General features: G+C 50.6%; 18 protein-coding genes. 3 read left to right on the forward strand and 15 right to left on the reverse strand.

What is annotated here, in order from left to right; translation table 11 throughout:
* Positions 1-3: 3 nt before the first annotated feature.
* The 5 genes from G604_RS0107165 to G604_RS0107185 form a co-directional block, all read right to left on the reverse strand.
* A complete protein-coding gene (locus G604_RS0107165; protein ID WP_051220270.1) occupies positions 4-426 on the reverse strand; it encodes a hypothetical protein in 423 nt (140 codons plus the stop codon).
* Positions 411-650, reverse strand: coding sequence for an ATP synthase F1 subunit epsilon (gene atpC / locus G604_RS0107170; RefSeq protein WP_028909980.1), 240 nt, complete (start codon positions 648-650; stop codon positions 411-413). The genes G604_RS0107165 and atpC overlap by 16 nt, the downstream gene beginning before the upstream one ends.
* Before the next feature lie 12 nt (positions 651-662).
* Entirely contained in the window at positions 663-2,189 is a 1,527-nt protein-coding gene (gene atpD, locus G604_RS0107175; protein ID WP_028909981.1) for a F0F1 ATP synthase subunit beta, read from the reverse strand.
* Between the two features lie 31 nt (positions 2,190-2,220).
* A complete protein-coding gene (pfkA, locus tag G604_RS0107180; RefSeq protein WP_028909982.1) occupies positions 2,221-3,198 on the reverse strand; it encodes a 6-phosphofructokinase in 978 nt (325 codons plus the stop codon).
* Positions 3,199-3,484: 286 nt separating this feature from the next.
* A complete protein-coding gene (locus G604_RS0107185) occupies positions 3,485-4,999 on the reverse strand; it encodes an oligosaccharide flippase family protein (protein WP_028909983.1) in 1,515 nt (504 codons plus the stop codon).
* Positions 5,000-5,061: 62 nt separating this feature from the next.
* Here G604_RS0107185 and G604_RS0107190 point away from each other — a divergent pair, with 62 nt between their 5' ends.
* From G604_RS0107190 to G604_RS0107200, 3 genes are all read left to right on the forward strand, one after another.
* Positions 5,062-6,006: a glycosyltransferase family 2 protein gene (locus tag G604_RS0107190; protein WP_028909984.1), complete on the forward strand. Its 945-nt coding sequence runs from the start codon at positions 5,062-5,064 to the stop codon at positions 6,004-6,006.
* Positions 5,961-6,965: a glycosyltransferase family 2 protein gene (locus G604_RS0107195; RefSeq protein WP_036904837.1), complete on the forward strand. Its 1,005-nt coding sequence runs from the start codon at positions 5,961-5,963 to the stop codon at positions 6,963-6,965. Before G604_RS0107190 ends, G604_RS0107195 begins: the two co-directional genes overlap by 46 nt.
* A 72-nt stretch (positions 6,966-7,037) precedes the next feature.
* Positions 7,038-8,126 carry a glycosyltransferase family 4 protein gene (locus G604_RS0107200; protein ID WP_028909986.1) on the forward strand — a complete coding sequence of 363 codons (1,089 nt, stop codon included), beginning with the start codon at positions 7,038-7,040 and terminating at the stop codon, positions 8,124-8,126.
* Between the two features lie 502 nt (positions 8,127-8,628).
* On the opposite strand, the gene G604_RS0107210 is transcribed toward G604_RS0107200, so the two are convergent.
* The 10 genes from G604_RS0107210 to G604_RS0107255 form a co-directional block, all read right to left on the reverse strand.
* The gene (locus G604_RS0107210; RefSeq protein WP_028909988.1) at positions 8,629-9,183 is read right to left on the reverse strand and encodes a 30S ribosomal protein S16; all 555 of its coding nucleotides are present in this window, start codon (positions 9,181-9,183) and stop codon (positions 8,629-8,631) included.
* Between the two features lie 103 nt (positions 9,184-9,286).
* A complete protein-coding gene (locus tag G604_RS13785; RefSeq protein ID WP_051220271.1) occupies positions 9,287-10,084 on the reverse strand; it encodes a lipocalin-like domain-containing protein in 798 nt (265 codons plus the stop codon).
* Between the two features lie 65 nt (positions 10,085-10,149).
* Positions 10,150-11,043: a glycosyltransferase family 2 protein gene (locus tag G604_RS15025; RefSeq protein ID WP_231376082.1), complete on the reverse strand. Its 894-nt coding sequence runs from the start codon at positions 11,041-11,043 to the stop codon at positions 10,150-10,152.
* A complete protein-coding gene (locus G604_RS0107225; RefSeq protein ID WP_028909990.1) occupies positions 11,030-11,833 on the reverse strand; it encodes an MBL fold metallo-hydrolase in 804 nt (267 codons plus the stop codon). Before G604_RS0107225 ends, G604_RS15025 begins: the two co-directional genes overlap by 14 nt.
* 83 nt (positions 11,834-11,916) lie before the next feature.
* Positions 11,917-14,190 (reverse strand): BamA/TamA family outer membrane protein, encoded by a 2,274-nt coding sequence (locus G604_RS0107230; protein WP_081657696.1) that lies wholly within the window; start codon positions 14,188-14,190, stop codon positions 11,917-11,919.
* Positions 14,175-15,044 (reverse strand): N-acetylmuramoyl-L-alanine amidase-like domain-containing protein, encoded by an 870-nt coding sequence (locus G604_RS0107235; protein WP_036904840.1) that lies wholly within the window; start codon positions 15,042-15,044, stop codon positions 14,175-14,177. The genes G604_RS0107230 and G604_RS0107235 overlap by 16 nt, the downstream gene beginning before the upstream one ends.
* Positions 15,041-16,153 carry a DUF4421 domain-containing protein gene (locus tag G604_RS0107240; RefSeq protein WP_231376085.1) on the reverse strand — a complete coding sequence of 371 codons (1,113 nt, stop codon included), beginning with the start codon at positions 16,151-16,153 and terminating at the stop codon, positions 15,041-15,043. Before G604_RS0107240 ends, G604_RS0107235 begins: the two co-directional genes overlap by 4 nt.
* Before the next feature lie 16 nt (positions 16,154-16,169).
* On the reverse strand, positions 16,170-17,153 hold the full coding sequence (locus G604_RS0107245; RefSeq protein ID WP_028909994.1) for a Gfo/Idh/MocA family protein: 984 nt from the start codon (positions 17,151-17,153) through the stop codon (positions 16,170-16,172).
* 560 nt (positions 17,154-17,713) lie between these two features.
* Complete coding sequence (locus tag G604_RS13790; protein ID WP_036904845.1) at positions 17,714-17,971, reverse strand: hypothetical protein; 258 nt, start codon at positions 17,969-17,971, stop codon at positions 17,714-17,716.
* A gap of 59 nt (positions 17,972-18,030) precedes the next feature.
* A partial coding sequence (locus tag G604_RS0107255) for a transposase (protein ID WP_028909996.1) occupies positions 18,031-18,332 on the reverse strand: 302 nt, incomplete at its 5' end.

Below are 18,332 nucleotides of genomic sequence, written 5' to 3' on the forward strand. Positions count from 1 at the left end.
TTCTTATTTTAATTGTTTAAACTTTTTCTCTATCCGAGCAAAGAAGATGCAGTCGAACAGAAGCAGGACGAGATAGAATCCCGCGAACAATGCCGTGAAGCCGAGCAACGTCCCTGTGTCCCGATGAAGGAGCGCATAGACGAGGAAGACAAGGACGGCGGCGAGCATCCGCAGCGTGCCGGCGACAAGGTAGAACTTCGCCAACTGGCGCGGCGAGCGGCGTGCCACAGCCTCCCATGCTTTCCCGTAGACGATGCTGCAGAGCAGAGAGAAGACCACTGTGACGACAAGGCCACCGACGAGGAAGAACTCGTTAGTCACGCGGATGATCACCAGGACGATGAGCATCATAGCGGCAATGATCCACAGCGACCCTTTGCGGTAGCGCTTACCTGCAGTAGTGATGTCTGCTATACTTCCACACATAAGTTCACAACATTCTTTTTCACTTCCACAAATCCACCTTCGATGTCCATCTGCTGACGCCCCTGGTCGGTGGTGTAGGTCACACGCCCGGCCTCCAGCGAGGAGATGATGGGCGCGTGGTTGTTGAGAATCTCAAAAGATCCCAACGTGCCGGGCACCGTCACATTCTCCACAGGCCCCTGGTAGACGACTTTCTCGGGTGATACGATTTTCAGTGTCAGCATAGGCGCATCTCCTTATTTCTCTACTTGCTGCATCAGCTTCTTAGCCTTAGCCTTGGCATCGTCGATGGTACCGACATTGAGGAAGGCCTGTTCCGGCAGGTCGTCGACCTCACCGTCAAGGATGGCATTGAAGCCCTTAATGGTATCCTCGATGGGCACCATGACACCGGGCAGACCCGTGAACTGCTCAGCGACGGTAAACGGCTGAGAGAGGAAACGCTGGACCTTACGGGCACGGTTGACGACGAGCTTATCCTCATCAGAGAGTTCATCCATACCGAGGATGGCGATGATATCCTGAAGCTCATTGTAATGCTGCAGCAACTGCTTGACACGCTGCGCACAGTCGTAATGAGCCTTACCGACGATCAACGGATCGAGGATACGGGAAGTGGAGCCCAGCGGATCCACAGCAGGATAGATACCAAGCTCAGCAATCTTACGGCTCAGCTCCGTCGTAGCATCCAGATGGGTGAACGTTGTGGCCGGTGCCGGGTCCGTCAAGTCATCGGCAGGGACATAGACAGCCTGCACGGAGGTGATGGAACCTTTCTTCGTAGAGGTGATACGCTCCTGCATGGCACCCATCTCACTGGCCAGTGTCGGCTGATAACCTACGGCTGACGGCATTCGGCCCAGAAGGGCGGAGACCTCAGAACCAGCCTGCGTGAAACGGAAGATATTATCGATGAAGAACATGATATCAGCAGGACCACCATCCTTGCCACCATGATCACGGAACTCCTCAGCGACGGTCAGACCGGAGAGGGCGACAGAAGCACGTGCCCCTGGCGGCTCGTTCATCTGACCATAGACAAGAGTTGCCTGACTCTTCTGCAACTCCTCGGGGTCGACGAGACTGAGATCCCATTTTCCCTCTTCCATGGCTTTCTTGAACTTATCACCATAGCGGATAACACCACTCTCGAGCATATCGCGGATCAGGTCGTTACCTTCACGGGTACGCTCACCGACACCGGCGAAGACAGAGTAACCGTTGTGTCCCTTGGCGATGTTGTTGATCAGCTCCATGATGAGCACCGTCTTACCTACACCGGCACCACCGAAAAGACCAATCTTACCACCTTTCATGTAAGGCTCCAGCAAGTCGATGACTTTGATACCCGTAGGAAGCATCTCCTTGTGCGTGGAGAGCTCGTCAAACTTCGGCGCTTCACGGTGAATAGGATACGAGCCTTTCATGTCGAGCTTCTTCATGCCATCGATAGGCTGACCGATGACATTAAGCATACGGCCCTTGATCTGATCACCGGCAGGCATCGTGATCGGCGATCCCGTAGGGATCACCTCCAGTCCACGCTGCAGACCGTCAGTGTTATCCATAGCCACACAACGCACGGTATCCTCACCGATGTGCTGTTCCACCTCGATGATTAGATCTCGTCCGTCGGGGCGGTGGATGACCAGAGCCTCATGGATTTTAGGAAGCACTTTCTCCGGATCCTCGCCGCCTGTCTCGAAGAAGACATCGATGACAGGACCGATGATCTGGGAAATGTGTCCATTGATTTTTGACATAAGCTTAATATTTTTAGAATTACCTTTTTTATTAGATAGATAACTCATCAAGTACCTTGATGAGTTTGCGGTCGAACGGCTTATCACTACGAATAGCCTCACTCAGCGGAACGTAGACGACCTCGTTGTTACGAACACCGACCATCACATTACGTTGTCCCTGCATGATAGCCTCGATGGCGCCACAGCCGGTACGGCTGGCAAGGATACGGTCACGGGCTGAAGGACGACCACCACGCTGCAAATGTCCGAGGATGGATACACGCACATCATATTCCGGGAACTCCTTGCGCACACGGTTCGCATAATACATAGCGCCACATTTCGGACTCTCGGAGACAATGACGATACAACTCTTCTTGCTCTTACGGATACCACGCTCCATGAACTGTGCCAACTGGTCAACATCAGTACTGTCCTCGGGAATGATGGCAGCCTCGGCACCACTGGCAATAGCAGAGTTCTGCGCCAAGAAACCGGCATCACGGCCCATCACCTCCACGAAGAAGATACGCTCATGACTCTGCGCCGTATCACGGATACGATCCACACATTCAACGATGGTATTCATCGTGGTATCATAACCAATGGTGTTATCCGTACCATAGAGGTCATTATCAATAGTACCGGGAAGTCCGATACAACAAATATCAAAATCCTGTGCGAAATGCATGGCACCCGTCAGAGAGCCATTACCACCGATAACCACGAGGGCGTCGATCTCCTCCTTCTGCAAATTCTCATATGCTTTCTGGCGTCCTTCTTCCGTCATAAACTCCTTAGAGCGAGCCGTCTTCAGGATGGTACCACCGGTACCGATAATACCAGAAACATTCTCTGTGGTGAAGGGTTTGATCTCATCTGCAATGAGACCGTCATAACCACGGTAGATAGCTTTGATCTTAAAACCATTGTAGATTCCTGCGCGGGTAACCGCACGGATGGCAGCATTCATTCCGGGGGCATCACCACCGGAGGTCAATACGCCAATCGTCTTTACTTTCGCCATAATTTACACCTTATTATATATAATCTATTGTCAGCTTAGCAGGGACGTGATAGATCCGCAATCAGAGGTAACATGCGGCTCCTCAGTGTCCTTGTAGGGGTGTGTGATGCTTTCTTTTTTCTTAGGGCAAAGTTAACAAATAATCCTAATAAATCAAGAAAAGAGATGATTTTTTATTACGGTTTAACACATTCGTAACAAAAAGTCAAATTTCATTGTCCATTTTGAACACTCAAGTAGGCAAAATCGAAGAAAATATTCATAAGAAGATGCTCTTGGGAACATCTTATTTCCGGAAGAGCTTTTCCTTGATATTCTCCCAAAGATGTGTCTTCTGATGGATGATGAGAAGGGAGAACAGGGCACTGACGATGAAAAGCAGCGCACCCAACAGCCAGGAGAGCCATCCCGAGAAGATCCCGGTGAGCACACAACAAGCAATTCCCGTGAGCAGTTGGAAGGAGAGATAGCCGAGTGCCTGACGAGAGATGGTAAAACGATAACGGTAATAGATATTGGATATGTCATACAGGAAGATCAGGATACTGGCTACAAAGAGTCCGACGCCCGTTCCCGTCAGTCCCCAAAGGGAAAAGCCGGCGAGGACGGAGGCAAGGATGAGAACAGCCGACACGCACTCCTGGATAAGAAAGGTCACAGAGTCACCGCGTGACAAGGCGATATATTCCATCGGAAGGAACAGAGCACGGAAATACATGGACAGCAGGGTCACCTTCAGCATCGCCGTCACGGGAGCGAACTGTGCACTGTATAATAAGGTGACGACCAACGGCGCTGCCGTGATGAATGCTGTCAACAACGGTGACACGAGGAGCAGGGACACCTCGATCTGGTTATTGACGACTCGGTTAAGCTCCTTTCCGGTCTGTTGGATAGCGGAGAGCCGCGGAAAATAATCCGTCTCCATGGCAGAGAAGACGAGACCGGCATAAGTCATGGTGAGCATGTATCCGGCATTGAAGAAGCCAATCTCATCAAGTCCGGCGAGACGGTTCAGAAAGGTACGGATCAGGAAGTCAGTACCACTGCCGAGAATACCAGCAAAAACGAAGGCTATACCTACCCTTACCATCCCCACGCCGCGGAACAGTTGCCGGCGAGTCCATATCAGTTGGATAGGAAACTGCCGCCAGGAGAAGATCACCGTCAGCAGCAACTGGATCAGGGCGATGAGCAACAATGAGGGAACGATAGCTGCCTGTCCCCAGAAATAATACAAAGGGACTGTCGTCAAAAGCGTGGCGATGACGCTATATACCGACGAGGCGGCGAGGGCCCGCAACTTCCGCGTAGCTTTCAGAACAGCCATCTCCCCGCCCGTTATCGCCATCAAAGCCACCACGGGAGAGAGAAGAACGAAATGTAAGGTATGATTGCCCCAAGTAAAGGTCCATCGGTTGAGCAACGGACTCAAGACGATACAGACGACCATTCCAAAGAGTGCCACGAGGAAACTCCAGAAACGGATAACACGGATTGCCTGGCAGAGCCGCGGACAAGCGCGGAGGCCGTCAGCGTCATAGTTCTCCTTCTCCTGATCATAGGCTTCGGAGATCTCCCGCACGCCACTCATGGAAATACCGAGATTCGTGGCATTGGAAAGGAGGGTCAGCGTACTGTTGAACAAAGACACCAGACCCATTCCTGCCGGGCCCAGGATCAGTGCCACGAGTTTATTGCGGATGATACCCACCAGGATATTCAGTCCCTGTACACCGCCGAAGAGTCCGGTATACTTGAGAATATGGGTGTAATTATTATCTTTTTCCGCTTTTTCCATTATTCATTACAACGAGAATAAAAGTTTTTTATTATTTTTGCAGTAGAAAAAAGAACATGCCCATGAAATTATCCGTCATTATACCCGTTTACAACACACGGGAGACACTCCGCCGCTGTGTGGAGACGGTACTGCGACAACAGCAGACCGACATGGAGGTGATCCTCGTCGATGATGGCTCCGCCGACGGCTGTCAGGAGCTCATGGAACAGCTGGCGGCGAAGGACCATCGGCTGCGTGTCTATCACCAGACAAATCAAGGTCTCAGTGTTGCCCGCAACAGCGGCATCAATATTGCCACGGGGGATGTGCTGACCTTCATCGATAGTGACGACGCGCTGAGTGACACCCCGTTGCTTTACCATGACCTGCTGCAGCAGATGGAAGAGGAGGAGCTGGATCTCATCGAATACAGTGTCCATGAACGTATCGGTGGTCCCCACGGCACGCATACCTTAACATTACCCGACGAGGTCTATACCGATATGCGCCGTTACTGGCTTCATGGCAAAGCCTACCAGCACTGTTACGCCTGTAACAAACTCTACCGGAAAGCACTCTTCGACGATGTACGCTTCCCTGCGGGCAAGCATTTCGAGGATGTCTATACCCTCCCTCTCGTCCTCGCCCATTGTAGTAAGATCGCCACAAGTTCGAAAGGCTATTACGACTATGCATGGAATCCCCAAGGCATCACCGCGACAGCCCGCGGCCATGAACTGCGGGAACTGTTGGAAGGTCATCGTCAGGCGTTCCATAACAAGATCTTCGCCCTCCTCGACACGCCGACAGCCTCCCTGAGCACGGAAGAGGCCCATGACATGGGAATCTATTACGCTCACTTGCTGAATATCCAGTTGGATGTCTACGAACAAACAGGCGACGAACCCATCCTTCCCGTAATGCCTTATTACAACACGTGGAAACTCAAACTCATGCATCTCCTAGGAATCAAACGCTTATGTCAACTGAACAAACTCGCACACAGCATCCTTCACAAAAAATAGAAGCCAGTAAGTCAGAGCAGCCGCTGGTATCGTTCATCATCCCCGTCTATAATCTTCCGGCGGAGATGGTCCGCCAGTGTCTGCGGTCCATTCTCGCCTTGTCATTAGGGGAAGAGGAACGGGAAGTCATTGTCGTTGATGACGGATCCGAGATTCCCGTCATCAACGAACTGTTAGAGTTTGACGATCAGATCGTCTACTTCCGACAGCCCAACCGAGGAGTCTCCGAGGCCCGCAACCGCGGACTGCAGATCGCCCGAGGAATGTATATCCAGTTTGTCGACGGCGATGATAAGCTCATTACCGCCTCCTACGAACACTGTCTCGACATCGTGCGCTTTCATCATCCGGATATCGTCCATTTCAATTTCACATCTACAAAAGTCAATGAGCCCGACTTCACGCTCCCCGAGCCTATCAGCGGTGAGGAATATATGCAGACCAGGAACCTCAGGGCATCAGCGTGCAGCTATGTTTTCCGCAAAGATATTCTCCGAGGACTCCGCTTTACCACTGGTATTATCCATGAGGACGAAGAGTTTACGCCACAGCTCTTTCTCCATGCCAAGCGAGTCTTCGACACGCCGTCGCTGGCCTACTTCTACCGTAAGCGCCGCACGTCGATCATGAACAACAAGAGCAAGCAACACCGCCTCCATCGCCTCAACGACTTAGAGCAGGTGCTTTTGCGGCTTGATGCCATCAGTCATCAGCTCCAAGGCGGCCAGCGTGCGGCTATGGAGCGCCGTGTGGCTCAGCTCACCATGGACTATATCTACCAGTGCATCCGTCTGACCCGCTCGCAGCGTTATCTCGAGGATGCTATCTCCCGTCTGCAGAAGAATGGGCTCTTCCCCCTCCCCGACCGTGACTATACCACCAAGTACAATCTCTTCCGCCGGGCAGTAGCCACGAAGACGGGCCGCTTAGCCATGCTCCTCACTATCCCCTACCTTTAATGGAGAATGGACAATAGAGAATAGATAATGGACAATAGAGAATAGATAATGGACAATAGAGAATAATTACTCATGAAAATCCTACTATTAGGCGAATACAGTAATGTGCACTGGACACTGGCGGAGGGACTACGAAGTCTCGGGCAGGATGTCACGGTAGCCTCCAACGGTGACTTCTGGAAGGACTACCCACGCGACATCAACCTAAAGCGGATGCCGACGAAATGGGGCGGCATCTCCCTTCTGGCCCGTCTGTTCCGCCTATTGCCGAAACTACGCGACTATGATGTCGTGCAACTCATCAATCCGATGTTTCTGGAACTGAAGTCTGAATGGAACGCACGATTCTACCAATATCTCCGTCATAACAACGGAAAGATGATACTCGGTGCCTATGGCATGGACTATTACTGGGTGCACGAGAACAGTACGCGGAAACCCCTGCGCTATAGTGATTTCAACTTCGGTGATGAGGTTCGCACCGACGAGAATGCCCTTCGCGAGCAGAAGGACTGGATCGGCACACCCAAAGGGCGCCTCAACGAGCTCATCGCCCATGACTGTGATGCCATCGTCGCCGGCCTCTATGAATACTGGGCAACCTATCAGCCCCTCTTCCCCGAGAAGACCACGTTCATCCCCTTCCCCATTAAACCGCTGGACCCACCACCAGCCATCGTGCCTCATGACAAGTTGCGCATCTTTATCGGTATCAATAAGAAGCGGAGTGCCTACAAAGGCACAGACATCATGCTCCGTGCCGCTCGTCGGCTGGAAGCCGATTATCCCGAAAAAGTGGAACTGCGCGTTGCAGAAAGTGTTCCTTTTGCCCAATATCGGGAAATGATGAACGGCAGTGACATCATCCTCGACCAACTCTACAGTTACACCCCCTCCATGAACCCCCTGGAGGCTATGAAGCGCGGCATCATCTGTTGCGGGGGCGGCGAACCGGAGAACTACGAAATTCTTCACGAGACTGAATTGCGGCCCATCCTCAATGTTCAGCCCAACGAGGAGAGTGTCTATGACGGTCTCCGCGTTCTGCTCACCCACCCGAACCTGGTGATGCAGATGCGTCGTGACAGCGTCCGTTATATCGAGCGCCATCATGACTATAAGAAAGTAGCCCGGCAGTATCTTGAACTCTATCGGAAATAGAAAGACATCCTGGGAAGGAGAAGATGTACAGAGACAAAAAACGGCCATCAGAATACCTCTGATGACCGGTTTTCCGTGTAAATTCCTTTCATTTACAATAGACTGCCTCTGAAACAGTCAAACGTGAATTTAATCGTACCAGATTTCTCCACCAACAACATTCACGTTTGTTTCGCTCGTTGTGAGCATCTTGGTGTCATTCAAATAATCTTTGAAAATCTGTTCTTTAACTTCTCTCATGATGAAAAATGGTTTTAAGTTTATAAATATAATAGGATGATCATCACGACCATCGAGGTATCTTCTTATTTTCTGATGCAAAGTTACAAAAAAAAATGATAAGTGTCAAGGTCTAAAGGCAAAAAAAATCACTTTTTTAACGAAAAATACCAATAAATGAGGAAAGAATGAATAGATATTCCCCAATCTTGATGAAAAAAGAAAGACAGAAGCCGGATATTCATGAGAATATCCGGCTTCCAAAATTTTTTCTACCAGAAGATTAAGCCTCAGCGGGAGCCTCAGCAGCCTCACCCTCAGCGGGAGCAGCTTCCTCAGCAGCCTTAGCAGCTTCAGCCTCAGCCTTAGCGGCAGCCTCAGCAGCCTTCTTGTCGGCGACCTTCTTAGCGATAGCCTCGTTGATCTTCTTCTCAGCCTCGAGCTCCTTAGCGGCAGCATCCTTCTTAGCCTTGGCAGTAGCGTCAGCGACGGCTGTCTTAGCCTGATCCTTACCAGCTTTCCAAGCATCGAAACGCTTCTGAGCCTCAGCCTCATCGAAAGCACCCTTCTTGACACCGCCACGGAGATGCTTCATCATATAGACGCCCTCTCCCTTGAGGATGTTACGAACAGTGTCCGTAGGCTGTGCACCTGCCTCTACCCAGTAGAGAGCACGGTCGAAATTCAAATCTACGGTAGCAGGATTGGTGTTAGGGTTGAACGTACCAATCTTCTCAGTAAATTTACCATCACGTGGTGCGCGAACGTCGGCGATAACGATGCGATAGAAGGCGTAGCCTTTACGACCGCCGCGCTGCAATCTGATTTTTGTTGCCATTTTTTAATGAAATAATTTGAAAGGTTTGAATTTTATGCATCCAACTCGTGAATGCGGGTGCAAAATTACGAACTTTTTTCTAAACTACCAAATTATCAGCGGATTATTTATCCAATTTCACGCCGATTTTCAGACCTTTATAGCTTCCTACAAGATTTCCTACCGTATTGGCGACACTGTTGCCCGTCAGGGCGCCAAGGACCTTTAAGGTTGAGAGGGCCTTCGTGGCATCAACGACAATGAGGAGGTCATTACCGTCGAGTTGCGTGGTACCGACGAGCTGTTTCAGTCCACCGAGATAGCTCAGCGTGACATTTTGCCCGTTGATCTTATAGGTACCGGAAATTGTCTTTCCACCGATAGTCTGGGTGAAGTTGCCGTCCTTGTCAAACGTCATCTTCATTGCGCCCTTCTTGATACCGAACTTCTCATACTCCTGAGCCAGTTTGCTCTCGATGGAAGCACTGGCGATCTTACCGGCCATCTCCTTCAGCACATTGTCATCACTGAAGACCACAGCAGGCTCCGTGTAGCTCCAGGTACCGGCGAGATCATCTACGGTAGCGGTCTTGTTGGCGTTGAAGATGGTGGAGAGGCCACTGGCCAGACCGCCGAGCAGGGAGCCGAGGCCGTTGGAGGCAGTACTTTCCGTCGTCGTTGCGGACGAAGCAGTTGCCGTGGCCGTTGTTGTGGAAGAAGTGGTCTTCTTCGTGGACTTCTTCGATGTCGTCTTCGTAGACTTCTTCGTGGTTTTCTTAGTTTTCTTAGCCGTTTTCTTGGCCGGCATAGCCATCATCTGATCCATTGCGCAATCATCCAGTGTGGCAGCCTCAGCATTCACACCGGCACCCGTCATCAGCATCAACGCGATGGCAGCAGCAGAGAGTACATTCTTTTTCATTTTGCTAATATAGTATTTAATGTTATCTATTCATTTTCCTGTAGACGAAAGAATATACTGTAGGTTTAATATAAACTGAGAAAAAATCCCAACTTATAGAGTTGTAACAACGGCACGCTAGGATTAGTTCCGCAGAGTTTTTTTCTTTCCCAAGGTCCGACCCACTTATGCCACAACCGTAAGGCAGCACCTATCGGCGAATGATTCCACTTTTCCGACAAGGCCAGGAGATGGGAATAGCCGGAAAGATCCTTCCTAAATATAAATAAGGTATGAAGACCTTCCTCTGTCTTCGCTACAAAGGCGGCATTATCCTCAAAGGTAGCAAAGGAGAGGGGATTATCAATGTGTCGGATACTGAAACCTTCCTGTGTCAGCACTTTTCCCCACAACACATCCTCGTAGCCATAATGTCGGAACCGCTCATCAAGGGGATGAGAAAGCATCACCTGACGGTCTACGAGGAAGTTGGAGGTATGGAAGTCACGATCGGGATGCAGCAGGCGCTGATCGACATGATGCGCTGCCTCACAATGACGTTCATATTGGTAACGGAGGTTATGTCGCAGCCGTCTACTATCTCCCCCGACGATATAGCCACCATAGACCAATGCACCCTGTGTATCGAGATATTTGCGGAGAAAATCATCCCGGCAAACGGTCATATCACTGTCAATAAAGAGCAACCGGTCGTAATGAGCCTGACGGACGAGGAAATTCCGAATGGCGGCCCGTCCCTGGTTCTTTTCCCTCCGAATATATTGGGTATGCGAAAGAACCGACAAAGCGTGAAGACGCCCTACAACGTTCTCATCCGTAGAGCCATCGTCACCGATAAGCACCTCAACAGACAGTCCGTCGATCAGCTCAGCCTGTGCCAACAGATCATGGACGAGTGACGTACAGTCATCATTAAAAGTAGGGATGAGGATGGAGAGATTCATATCACTTGAGTTCAAAGAACCCACTGGGCGTCTTACGTTTCAACACGTCAACGAGAAAATCCTTCCCCGCAACGAGGCCATAGTCGCGGAGCACCTGCTCCACGGTGAGACGTGCCAATTCGGGATGGTTGTTCTCCTCACTGAGATGACAAAGCCATACATGACGCAGCCTCTCCGTAGCATGCTCGGCGAGGGCATGCGCACACTCACTATTGTTCAGATGGCCACGGGGGCCGGCGATACGGTCTTTGAGATACTGCGGATAAGGCCCCTGGCGTAACATTTCGGGATCATGATTAGCCTCAATGACAAGATAATTGGCTTGTCCGATGATATCGAACATCTGCGGGGTAAGATGCCCCACATCGGTCATCAGACAGAACGTGACCTCACCATATTCTATGAGATAGCCTACATTATCGCTACTGTCGTGGGGCACTTCAAAAGCCGTAACCCGAAACTTGCCTACAGAGAAGGGCTCGTCGACAGAGATCACCCGAAGCATCTCTCCGTCAATCTTCCGCCGCACACAGTAGTTTCGTTCTATGCCGTTATGAACCTTCCGGGTAGCGTAGACCGGAATATGATAGTCGCCACTGATACTGCCGACAGATTTGACATGATCGGCATGATCATGAGTGACAAGGATATTCCGCACCATGTCGAGTCGCAGTCCATAATCGTGGAAATGCTTCTTCAGCAGTCGCACACCTACGCCGGCATCGATCAACAAGGCGTCATCATCAGTATAGAGCAAATAGCAGTTGCCACTGCTCCCACTCCCGAAAGAGATAAATTTCAGCATCGTTCAAGTCAATATATCTGCAAAATTAGCAAAAATAGCGCAACAAAGCAAATATTCCGTTGACTTTTTACTTTTTTAATGTATCAGAACGGCAGGCCCACGGCGAAATGGAAACAGAAGTCGCGGCTGAGATCAGGATGGAAGATCGCCCAATGCTCCCGTTCATTGTCATAAGCAGGATTGATGGCTTTCATACCAAAGTCAAAGCGCAGGATGAAGTAGTCGAAGTTCAACCGCAGGCCGAGGCCATAGGCTACCGCGATCTCCTTATAGAAATCCTTGAAAAGGAACTGTCCTCCCGGCTGATCGGCATAGTCACGAAGGGTCCAGATATTTCCCGCGTCGATGAAGGCGGCCCCCTCGAGTTTCCAGAACAGATGGCTGCGCATCTCCGCGTTGAGGTCGAGTTTCATATCTCCCGTCTGGTTGATAAAATCTATGCGCCCGTCCGTTCCCTTGAACTTTCCCGGTCCCAGTCCTCTGACGCTCCATCCACGCACACTGTTGGCGCCACCGGAGAAATAGCGTTTCTCAAACGGCAGGATCGTACTGTTGCCGTAAGGATAGGCGATGCCGAAGTCGGCATGAAGGGCGAGCGTATTACGGCGATCGAACTTCAACAAATGGGTATAGTCGAAGTCAAACTTGGCATACTGCGCAAAGGCTATATTAAATAAGGTGTACTGTCCACTATTATTCTGCTTGAAAGAAGCGAGATGAGCGAGACCGTCAAGGAGATTGCCTGCTGTCTCAATATTGGCACGGACAGCGTCGACACCATTATTATAAGAGATACCCAGTCCCATCTTCATAATGAACAGATCCTCATAGTTATAACGCAGGATGGCATTGCGGTTGCTCGCACTGTCGAGATAGTCATGACGGAACGTCTCAGAGATCCACGGCATATAGACATAGTTGAGGTCGAGGAGGTCAAAGCGCCATTTCAGATGATGGTGCGGCTCCTCCCACCGGTAACGCCAGGCCGTGGAGAAGACACGGCGGTGGAACTCCGGCCTGTTCTGCAGATCCCAGCTGACGGACAGTTCCGACGTGGCCGTCTGTCGGCGACGGAAGCTACGGGATAGAAACGGCGCTACGAAACGCGGGAAGGCGAGTTTCGTAGAGACAGAATATTCCTGGTAGTTCTGATCCTTATACCCCTCCAGTCCTGTAATGGCCTCGAAGGCGCCCCGCAGTTCCACCGACAGCTGTTCACTGCCGCGGAAGAGGTTCCGGTTTGTATAGGTCAGTGAGGCGGCAGCACCAAGATCACCTGCCGTATTCGTACCTTCGGGCTGGAAAGCAATGGACGACGGCTTGTTCATGCTCACCTGCAGATGGGCATCCACGAAGCGGTGCAGCGTATCGGCAGCCGTGAGCAGACTGTCGGGCAACAGACTGTCGCGGACCTCCCGGAAATTGATATTCGTATATCTCACAGCCGCCATACGGGCAAAGTTATGATAGGTCTGCTGAAGATCCGTATTACTGAACGGCTCTCCGACTTTCAATGCCGTATTATCCTCCAGCACTTTCCGTCGCAGATGGAGCTTGTCGTTCTCATCGGGCAGGAAGTTCACCTGACGGATGAAATAGCGGGGGTGCAAGGTCTCCGGACTTCTGCTGTTCGCACGGTAAGGGAGGAGTACGAGATGAACGGCGATATTACGGCTGCCACGGATGGTGTCGCAGTTATACTGTATAAAGTCCTTATGGAAACGCAGATAGCCACGATCGTTCAAGAAAGCCGTGACAGCCTTCCGCTCCTCGTTGAGGTGGTCCACGGTAAAGGGGCTGCCGGCTTTCAGCTGCCAGTGATAGTCCTGCAACAGACGGGCGATAGCCGTATCGCGGATGTCATGGTCTACCGAGCCAATAAGAAACGATACACCCGGATCAAGAAGATAATGTACATCGATCTTACGGCCATGGACCCGTGTATGGAGCACGACGCGCGAATGCATATAGCCTAGGTTCTGCAGGGCAGTCAACAAATCCTGACAACTCAGCCGTGCCTGTACGGAGTCGTAGAGCACGGGCTGCTCGCCAAGCTTTTTCAGCGTGCGGTTCAGCCATTTCGTGCTGTCCTTTCCCGAGAGGGAATAGGTGCCCAAAGGAATCTTGAAAAGGGAGAACCACTTGGAGTTGGCTTTCTGACGGATAAACGGTTCGAGGGCCGCCGCGTTGAAATGTTCCTGCGTCGACGTGATCTCCACTCGGTCCAGGAGATAACGTTTCTCGGGCACGAATTTCGTGGAGGCACAGGAGGAGAAGAGCACGAGGACGACGAGCCAGGACAGCAGTCCCGGCTGACGACGAAAAGAAGACAAACAGGAAATTATCTTACTCTGCATACCCGTATTCCGATCTGCGTACGCTGACGCTGTTGATATTCATAAAGGCTCCGGGGCTCTTCGATGACACGGTGGTGAAGCGAGGAGGCGTTGAGGAGGTGGAGCTGTCCGTCACGCCCCCATACGGCGATACCAATGTGGGCGGTGTCAAGGCCTTTCTTCGACGTGATCATCACGAGGATGTCACCATTCTTGATGCACCGGCGCAGCAAGCTACTGTCGTGCAACAGCCGCTTGGGGATATAGCGGTAGCGCTTGCCATTGATACTGTTCTCCAGGTCACGGATGCCGCCGAGCCACTGACGGTGGGCGGAGAGCATCTTATAACTGCTCACATGCGTCGTCATCCAGTTGACCCGGATCTTCTGTACGGCGGAGAACGGCGGGTTGGGCTGTTGGATATCTGTCACCAGGCCTTCCTTGACATTATCATTGATCCATGCGGTGAAATAATGCTGTCGGGCCGTATAAGCCACACGTCCCCCGATATAACGCACATGACGGAGGGCATTGCAGAAATCGGCAAAGCGCGTCGCCTTCTTCTCGGCGCACAGCGTGAGCGCCATCACCTGTTCCACATAAGTGGTACAGTCGAGTTCATGGAGATTCACCACGAGTTGCTCATCCCTGCCCTTGTCGAGTGTTCCCCCGACATAAGGCACGCCGATAAACTTCCGGCCGAACCACAACATCCAGTTGGTCTTTGCCGGCTGGCGGCGCGCCTCGGTGAGCAAAGCCACCACGCGGGCACTGTCGCCTTTCGTACAGACCACGCCCTGCGCTCTGAGCCCGAGCAAGGAACAGCTCAGAAGGAGCAAGAGAAAGACATTCCGTCTCCCTAATTTATTTTTCATCGCTTTCGTCTTCCAAAATTAAATCCTACATAGAAATTCAACACGCCGTTGATATTGCTCGTTGAGATCTGGTCTTTGTCATACTGGTAAGTATGAAGGATAGCACTGAGTCCGGCAAACCACCGCATGTTGTTATACAATATCGCAAAACGGCCTACACAGTCAACATTGAAATTCTTCAACTTGAAATCCGTGAAATATTTCGACTGTCCGTCAATATCCGAAGATGTCGACTTATAACCGATGGCAGCCGACAGACTGGCATTGAAGAGACAGTTGCGGGCGAAGACCCAGTTATAACTGTAGCCACCACTGGCACTGATATCGAGATATTTATACTTCAGGTCGAGGTTCACACCGTCCGTTGCGTGATTGAGCTCATCACTGTTCTCCGGCGTCCGTACCATCTCCACCAAATCACTGAGATTGAGATACATCGTATGACGCGTGAACCCGAGCCCCACCAGCGCGCTGCCGGCACTGCGCCGCTGCACGTTGCTCTGGCTGTAGGCTGCCGGATAGGAGAATTTCCGATGGTTGAAGATATAATAGACGTTCACGCCCCGCAGACTCGATGAGAATCCTTTATACTCACTGCCTTTCAACATCTCCACGGATTCATCACCATTGAACTTCAAGTCTTTGATCTTATAGCCGTTACCCATGTTTCGCCAGAAGAAGTCGATGCCGAACATTGAACTGTAGAGGGAGAAATCCCACTCCGTGCGGTTCTGGCGGGCACTGCCGGAGAAGACATGCGCCACATCGAAAGTATATCCGAGGAAGGCCCAGCGATAACCGAAATACGGACCCATACGGTAAGAAGGATCCGGCGAGAGCTTGATGCTCATATTTCCGTCTCTCGTGCTGAAGCGATAAGACTCGTAGGTATTGGTATTCTGCAACATCGTGGTGAAATTGTAGGCCTGAGGTTCGATATAGGTGGTATCGATATGGTCAAATTCTTCCATGAAACGTATGGCAGCATGCCCGATAGCCCGGAAAATATTCTGCCGACGAGGTACGCTGTCCCCTTCCTCCGCACCGAAGAGCACGGAGGGGATCATGACGAGCAACAGCCACGCACTGATTCGTTTCAATCTCAACACCACGATCGCAAAAATATTAATTCTTCCAAAGAATACGGTCCAACACCCAATTCGTTGGCGTCGCTGCCACACTCGTCGACTCACAGTTGCCGATGCCTTGCAGATCCTCGATGACATTACGGATGATCGGCAACTGGACATACGGCGGATTGGGCACGACGATACTCGTGGCGCCCTCCGAAGTGACAAGCTGGATAGGATCATAGTTGAATACGGAGAAGGAGACCGTTCCCTTCGTGCCGATGACGGTCACCAGATCTTCCTTCGCGCTCTCATGACCGACAAAACACCAACTGCCACTGCCGGGGATGCCACTCTCGAAATAGAAACAGGCGGAAATGGTGTCCTCGGGCTCATAGAGATGGGCACGGTTGGCGGGATAGCCATGGGCACGCGTGATGACACCGAAGAACTGCTGCAGCAGGTCGATCTGATGGGGCGCGAGGTCATAGAAATAGCCGCCGCCGGAGATATCCGGCTGCAACCGCCAGGGCAATTCCCCGGCACGGTTGATATCAAGATCACGCGGCGGCACGGAAAACCGTACCTGGACATTGACAACCGTACCGATGACGCCGTCATCAATGATCTTCTTCACACGCTGGAAATAAGGAAGGTAACGACGGTAATAGGCCACAAAGCATGGCACGCCCGTCTGCTCACTGATACGGTTGATACGGATACAGTCCCCGTAGCTCGCCGCCAGCGGCTTCTCCACATAACAGGGCTTGCCAGCCTTCATCGACATAATGGCAAACGTGGCATGGGAAGACGGAGGCGTGGCGATATAGATAGCGTTCACCGCCGGATCGTCAATAAGCTCCTGGGCATCATCATACCATTTCTTGATATGATGACGCTGGGCATACTCACGCGCATGGGCCTTGTTACGACTCATCACGGCCTCTATATGTGATCCCGGCACTTCATTGAACGCCGGACCGGATTTCTTCTCCGTCACTTCACCACATCCGATAAATCCCCAACTGATTTCCTTCATAGCTTTCTTGCTTGCTTGTTTATCGTGCAAAAATACAATATTTTTTCGATAACTGAAAATTTTAGACCTATTTTATTTTCATCGAAAAATTATCGACGAAACACCATCGGTTTTAACCCCTCCAAAATTCGCGATTTTTTCAGCAACTGACCATTCGCCCGCAAATACACGATTCTCAGCCAATTTTACATCTCTCTCATAATCAATTACTTGCAATTATCGTTATAACAACAACGAATAAAAATACGCATAAAACCAATAAAAACAGTCCGGAAATTATCGTTTTATTCATTTTCTCTACGATATTTTCGACCCGTAAACACCATCCAGAGAAAATTCTGCACGATGTTTAGCAAAATATCTACGGTATTTACGACCCGAAACTCCGTTTTTCCGCACATTTTAGCTCAGACTCGCCCTCTCCGCGCTCTAGTTTACAAGTTCTATTTGTCAAAAAAATGGGAAAAACGCAATTTTCAAGTATTTTATATTGACGAATAGAAAGAATAATCACATGGAATCGCATCCGTTGATGATACGACTCATCAATACTACAGTTATCAAAAAGCCAACTCATAATTATCTAAGGCCAGCCTTTTGCAGAACTTTCTTAACCATCTGCGGGTCACGCTTGATACCTCCCCGCTTCTTTCTTCTGACGATACGTCTATTAGCTTAAGAAATCTCTCAGCAGCATCACCATGAAGAGTAGGAATCGCTTTAATTTCCAATGCCATAATCGTGTTATTTAATGTGACTTCTATTTCTGATACAAAAATACGAATATTTATTGAGATGAGCAAATTTTCCCAAAACATTTTTATTCTGTATTTTATGGGCCCAAGGGGGATTGTCCGTGGCGGGCGGATGCCGCTGCCTAACCAAAGACGGTAATACATCTATAGAAAAAGAAGGGTATATCCCTTATTCCCTTCAGGCATGACCTAAAGGCTTTCATCTTGGAGTTGAGCGATTCTGCAGAAGCATTAGTGTCTCTGTTGATAAAGTAATTGAGTATCTCGTCCTCGTAGTGCTGGATAGACTGTTTTACGGATTTAATCTCTCTAAGGGTAGACTTGGTGACCTTCTTGTACCATCCTTCAAGCGCTTTCTTCGCAGTCTCCTTGGTGCTAGACTTCGTACGAAAGATTGCTCGGAGATCGTTTATCAGCCAATACG

This window comes from Prevotella sp. AGR2160 (genome assembly GCF_000424185.1).
GTDB lineage: Bacteria > Bacteroidota > Bacteroidia > Bacteroidales > Bacteroidaceae > Prevotella.

What these genes read in the sequence shown, in the direction of transcription:
- G604_RS0107165 (WP_051220270.1), bottom strand. Translation starts at nt 426, where the DNA reads ATGTGTGGAAGTATAGCAGACATCACTACTGCAGGTAAGCGCTACCGC.
- atpC (WP_028909980.1), bottom strand. Translation starts at nt 650, where the DNA reads ATGCTGACACTGAAAATCGTATCACCCGAGAAAGTCGTCTACCAGGGG.
- atpD (WP_028909981.1), bottom strand. Translation starts at nt 2,189, where the DNA reads ATGTCAAAAATCAATGGACACATTTCCCAGATCATCGGTCCTGTCATC.
- pfkA (WP_028909982.1), bottom strand. Translation starts at nt 3,198, where the DNA reads ATGGCGAAAGTAAAGACGATTGGCGTATTGACCTCCGGTGGTGATGCC.
- G604_RS0107185 (WP_028909983.1), bottom strand. Translation starts at nt 4,999, where the DNA reads ATGGAAAAAGCGGAAAAAGATAATAATTACACCCATATTCTCAAGTAT.
- G604_RS0107190 (WP_028909984.1), top strand. Translation starts at nt 5,062, where the DNA reads ATGAAATTATCCGTCATTATACCCGTTTACAACACACGGGAGACACTC.
- G604_RS0107195 (WP_036904837.1), top strand. Translation starts at nt 5,961, where the DNA reads ATGTCAACTGAACAAACTCGCACACAGCATCCTTCACAAAAAATAGAA.
- G604_RS0107200 (WP_028909986.1), top strand. Translation starts at nt 7,038, where the DNA reads ATGAAAATCCTACTATTAGGCGAATACAGTAATGTGCACTGGACACTG.
- G604_RS0107210 (WP_028909988.1), bottom strand. Translation starts at nt 9,183, where the DNA reads ATGGCAACAAAAATCAGATTGCAGCGCGGCGGTCGTAAAGGCTACGCC.
- G604_RS13785 (WP_051220271.1), bottom strand. Translation starts at nt 10,084, where the DNA reads ATGAAAAAGAATGTACTCTCTGCTGCTGCCATCGCGTTGATGCTGATG.
- G604_RS0107225 (WP_028909990.1), bottom strand. Translation starts at nt 11,833, where the DNA reads ATGCTGAAATTTATCTCTTTCGGGAGTGGGAGCAGTGGCAACTGCTAT.
- G604_RS0107230 (WP_081657696.1), bottom strand. Translation starts at nt 14,190, where the DNA reads ATGCAGAGTAAGATAATTTCCTGTTTGTCTTCTTTTCGTCGTCAGCCG.
- G604_RS0107235 (WP_036904840.1), bottom strand. Translation starts at nt 15,044, where the DNA reads ATGAAAAATAAATTAGGGAGACGGAATGTCTTTCTCTTGCTCCTTCTG.
- G604_RS0107245 (WP_028909994.1), bottom strand. Translation starts at nt 17,153, where the DNA reads ATGAAGGAAATCAGTTGGGGATTTATCGGATGTGGTGAAGTGACGGAG.
- G604_RS13790 (WP_036904845.1), bottom strand. Translation starts at nt 17,971, where the DNA reads ATGTTTTGGGAAAATTTGCTCATCTCAATAAATATTCGTATTTTTGTA.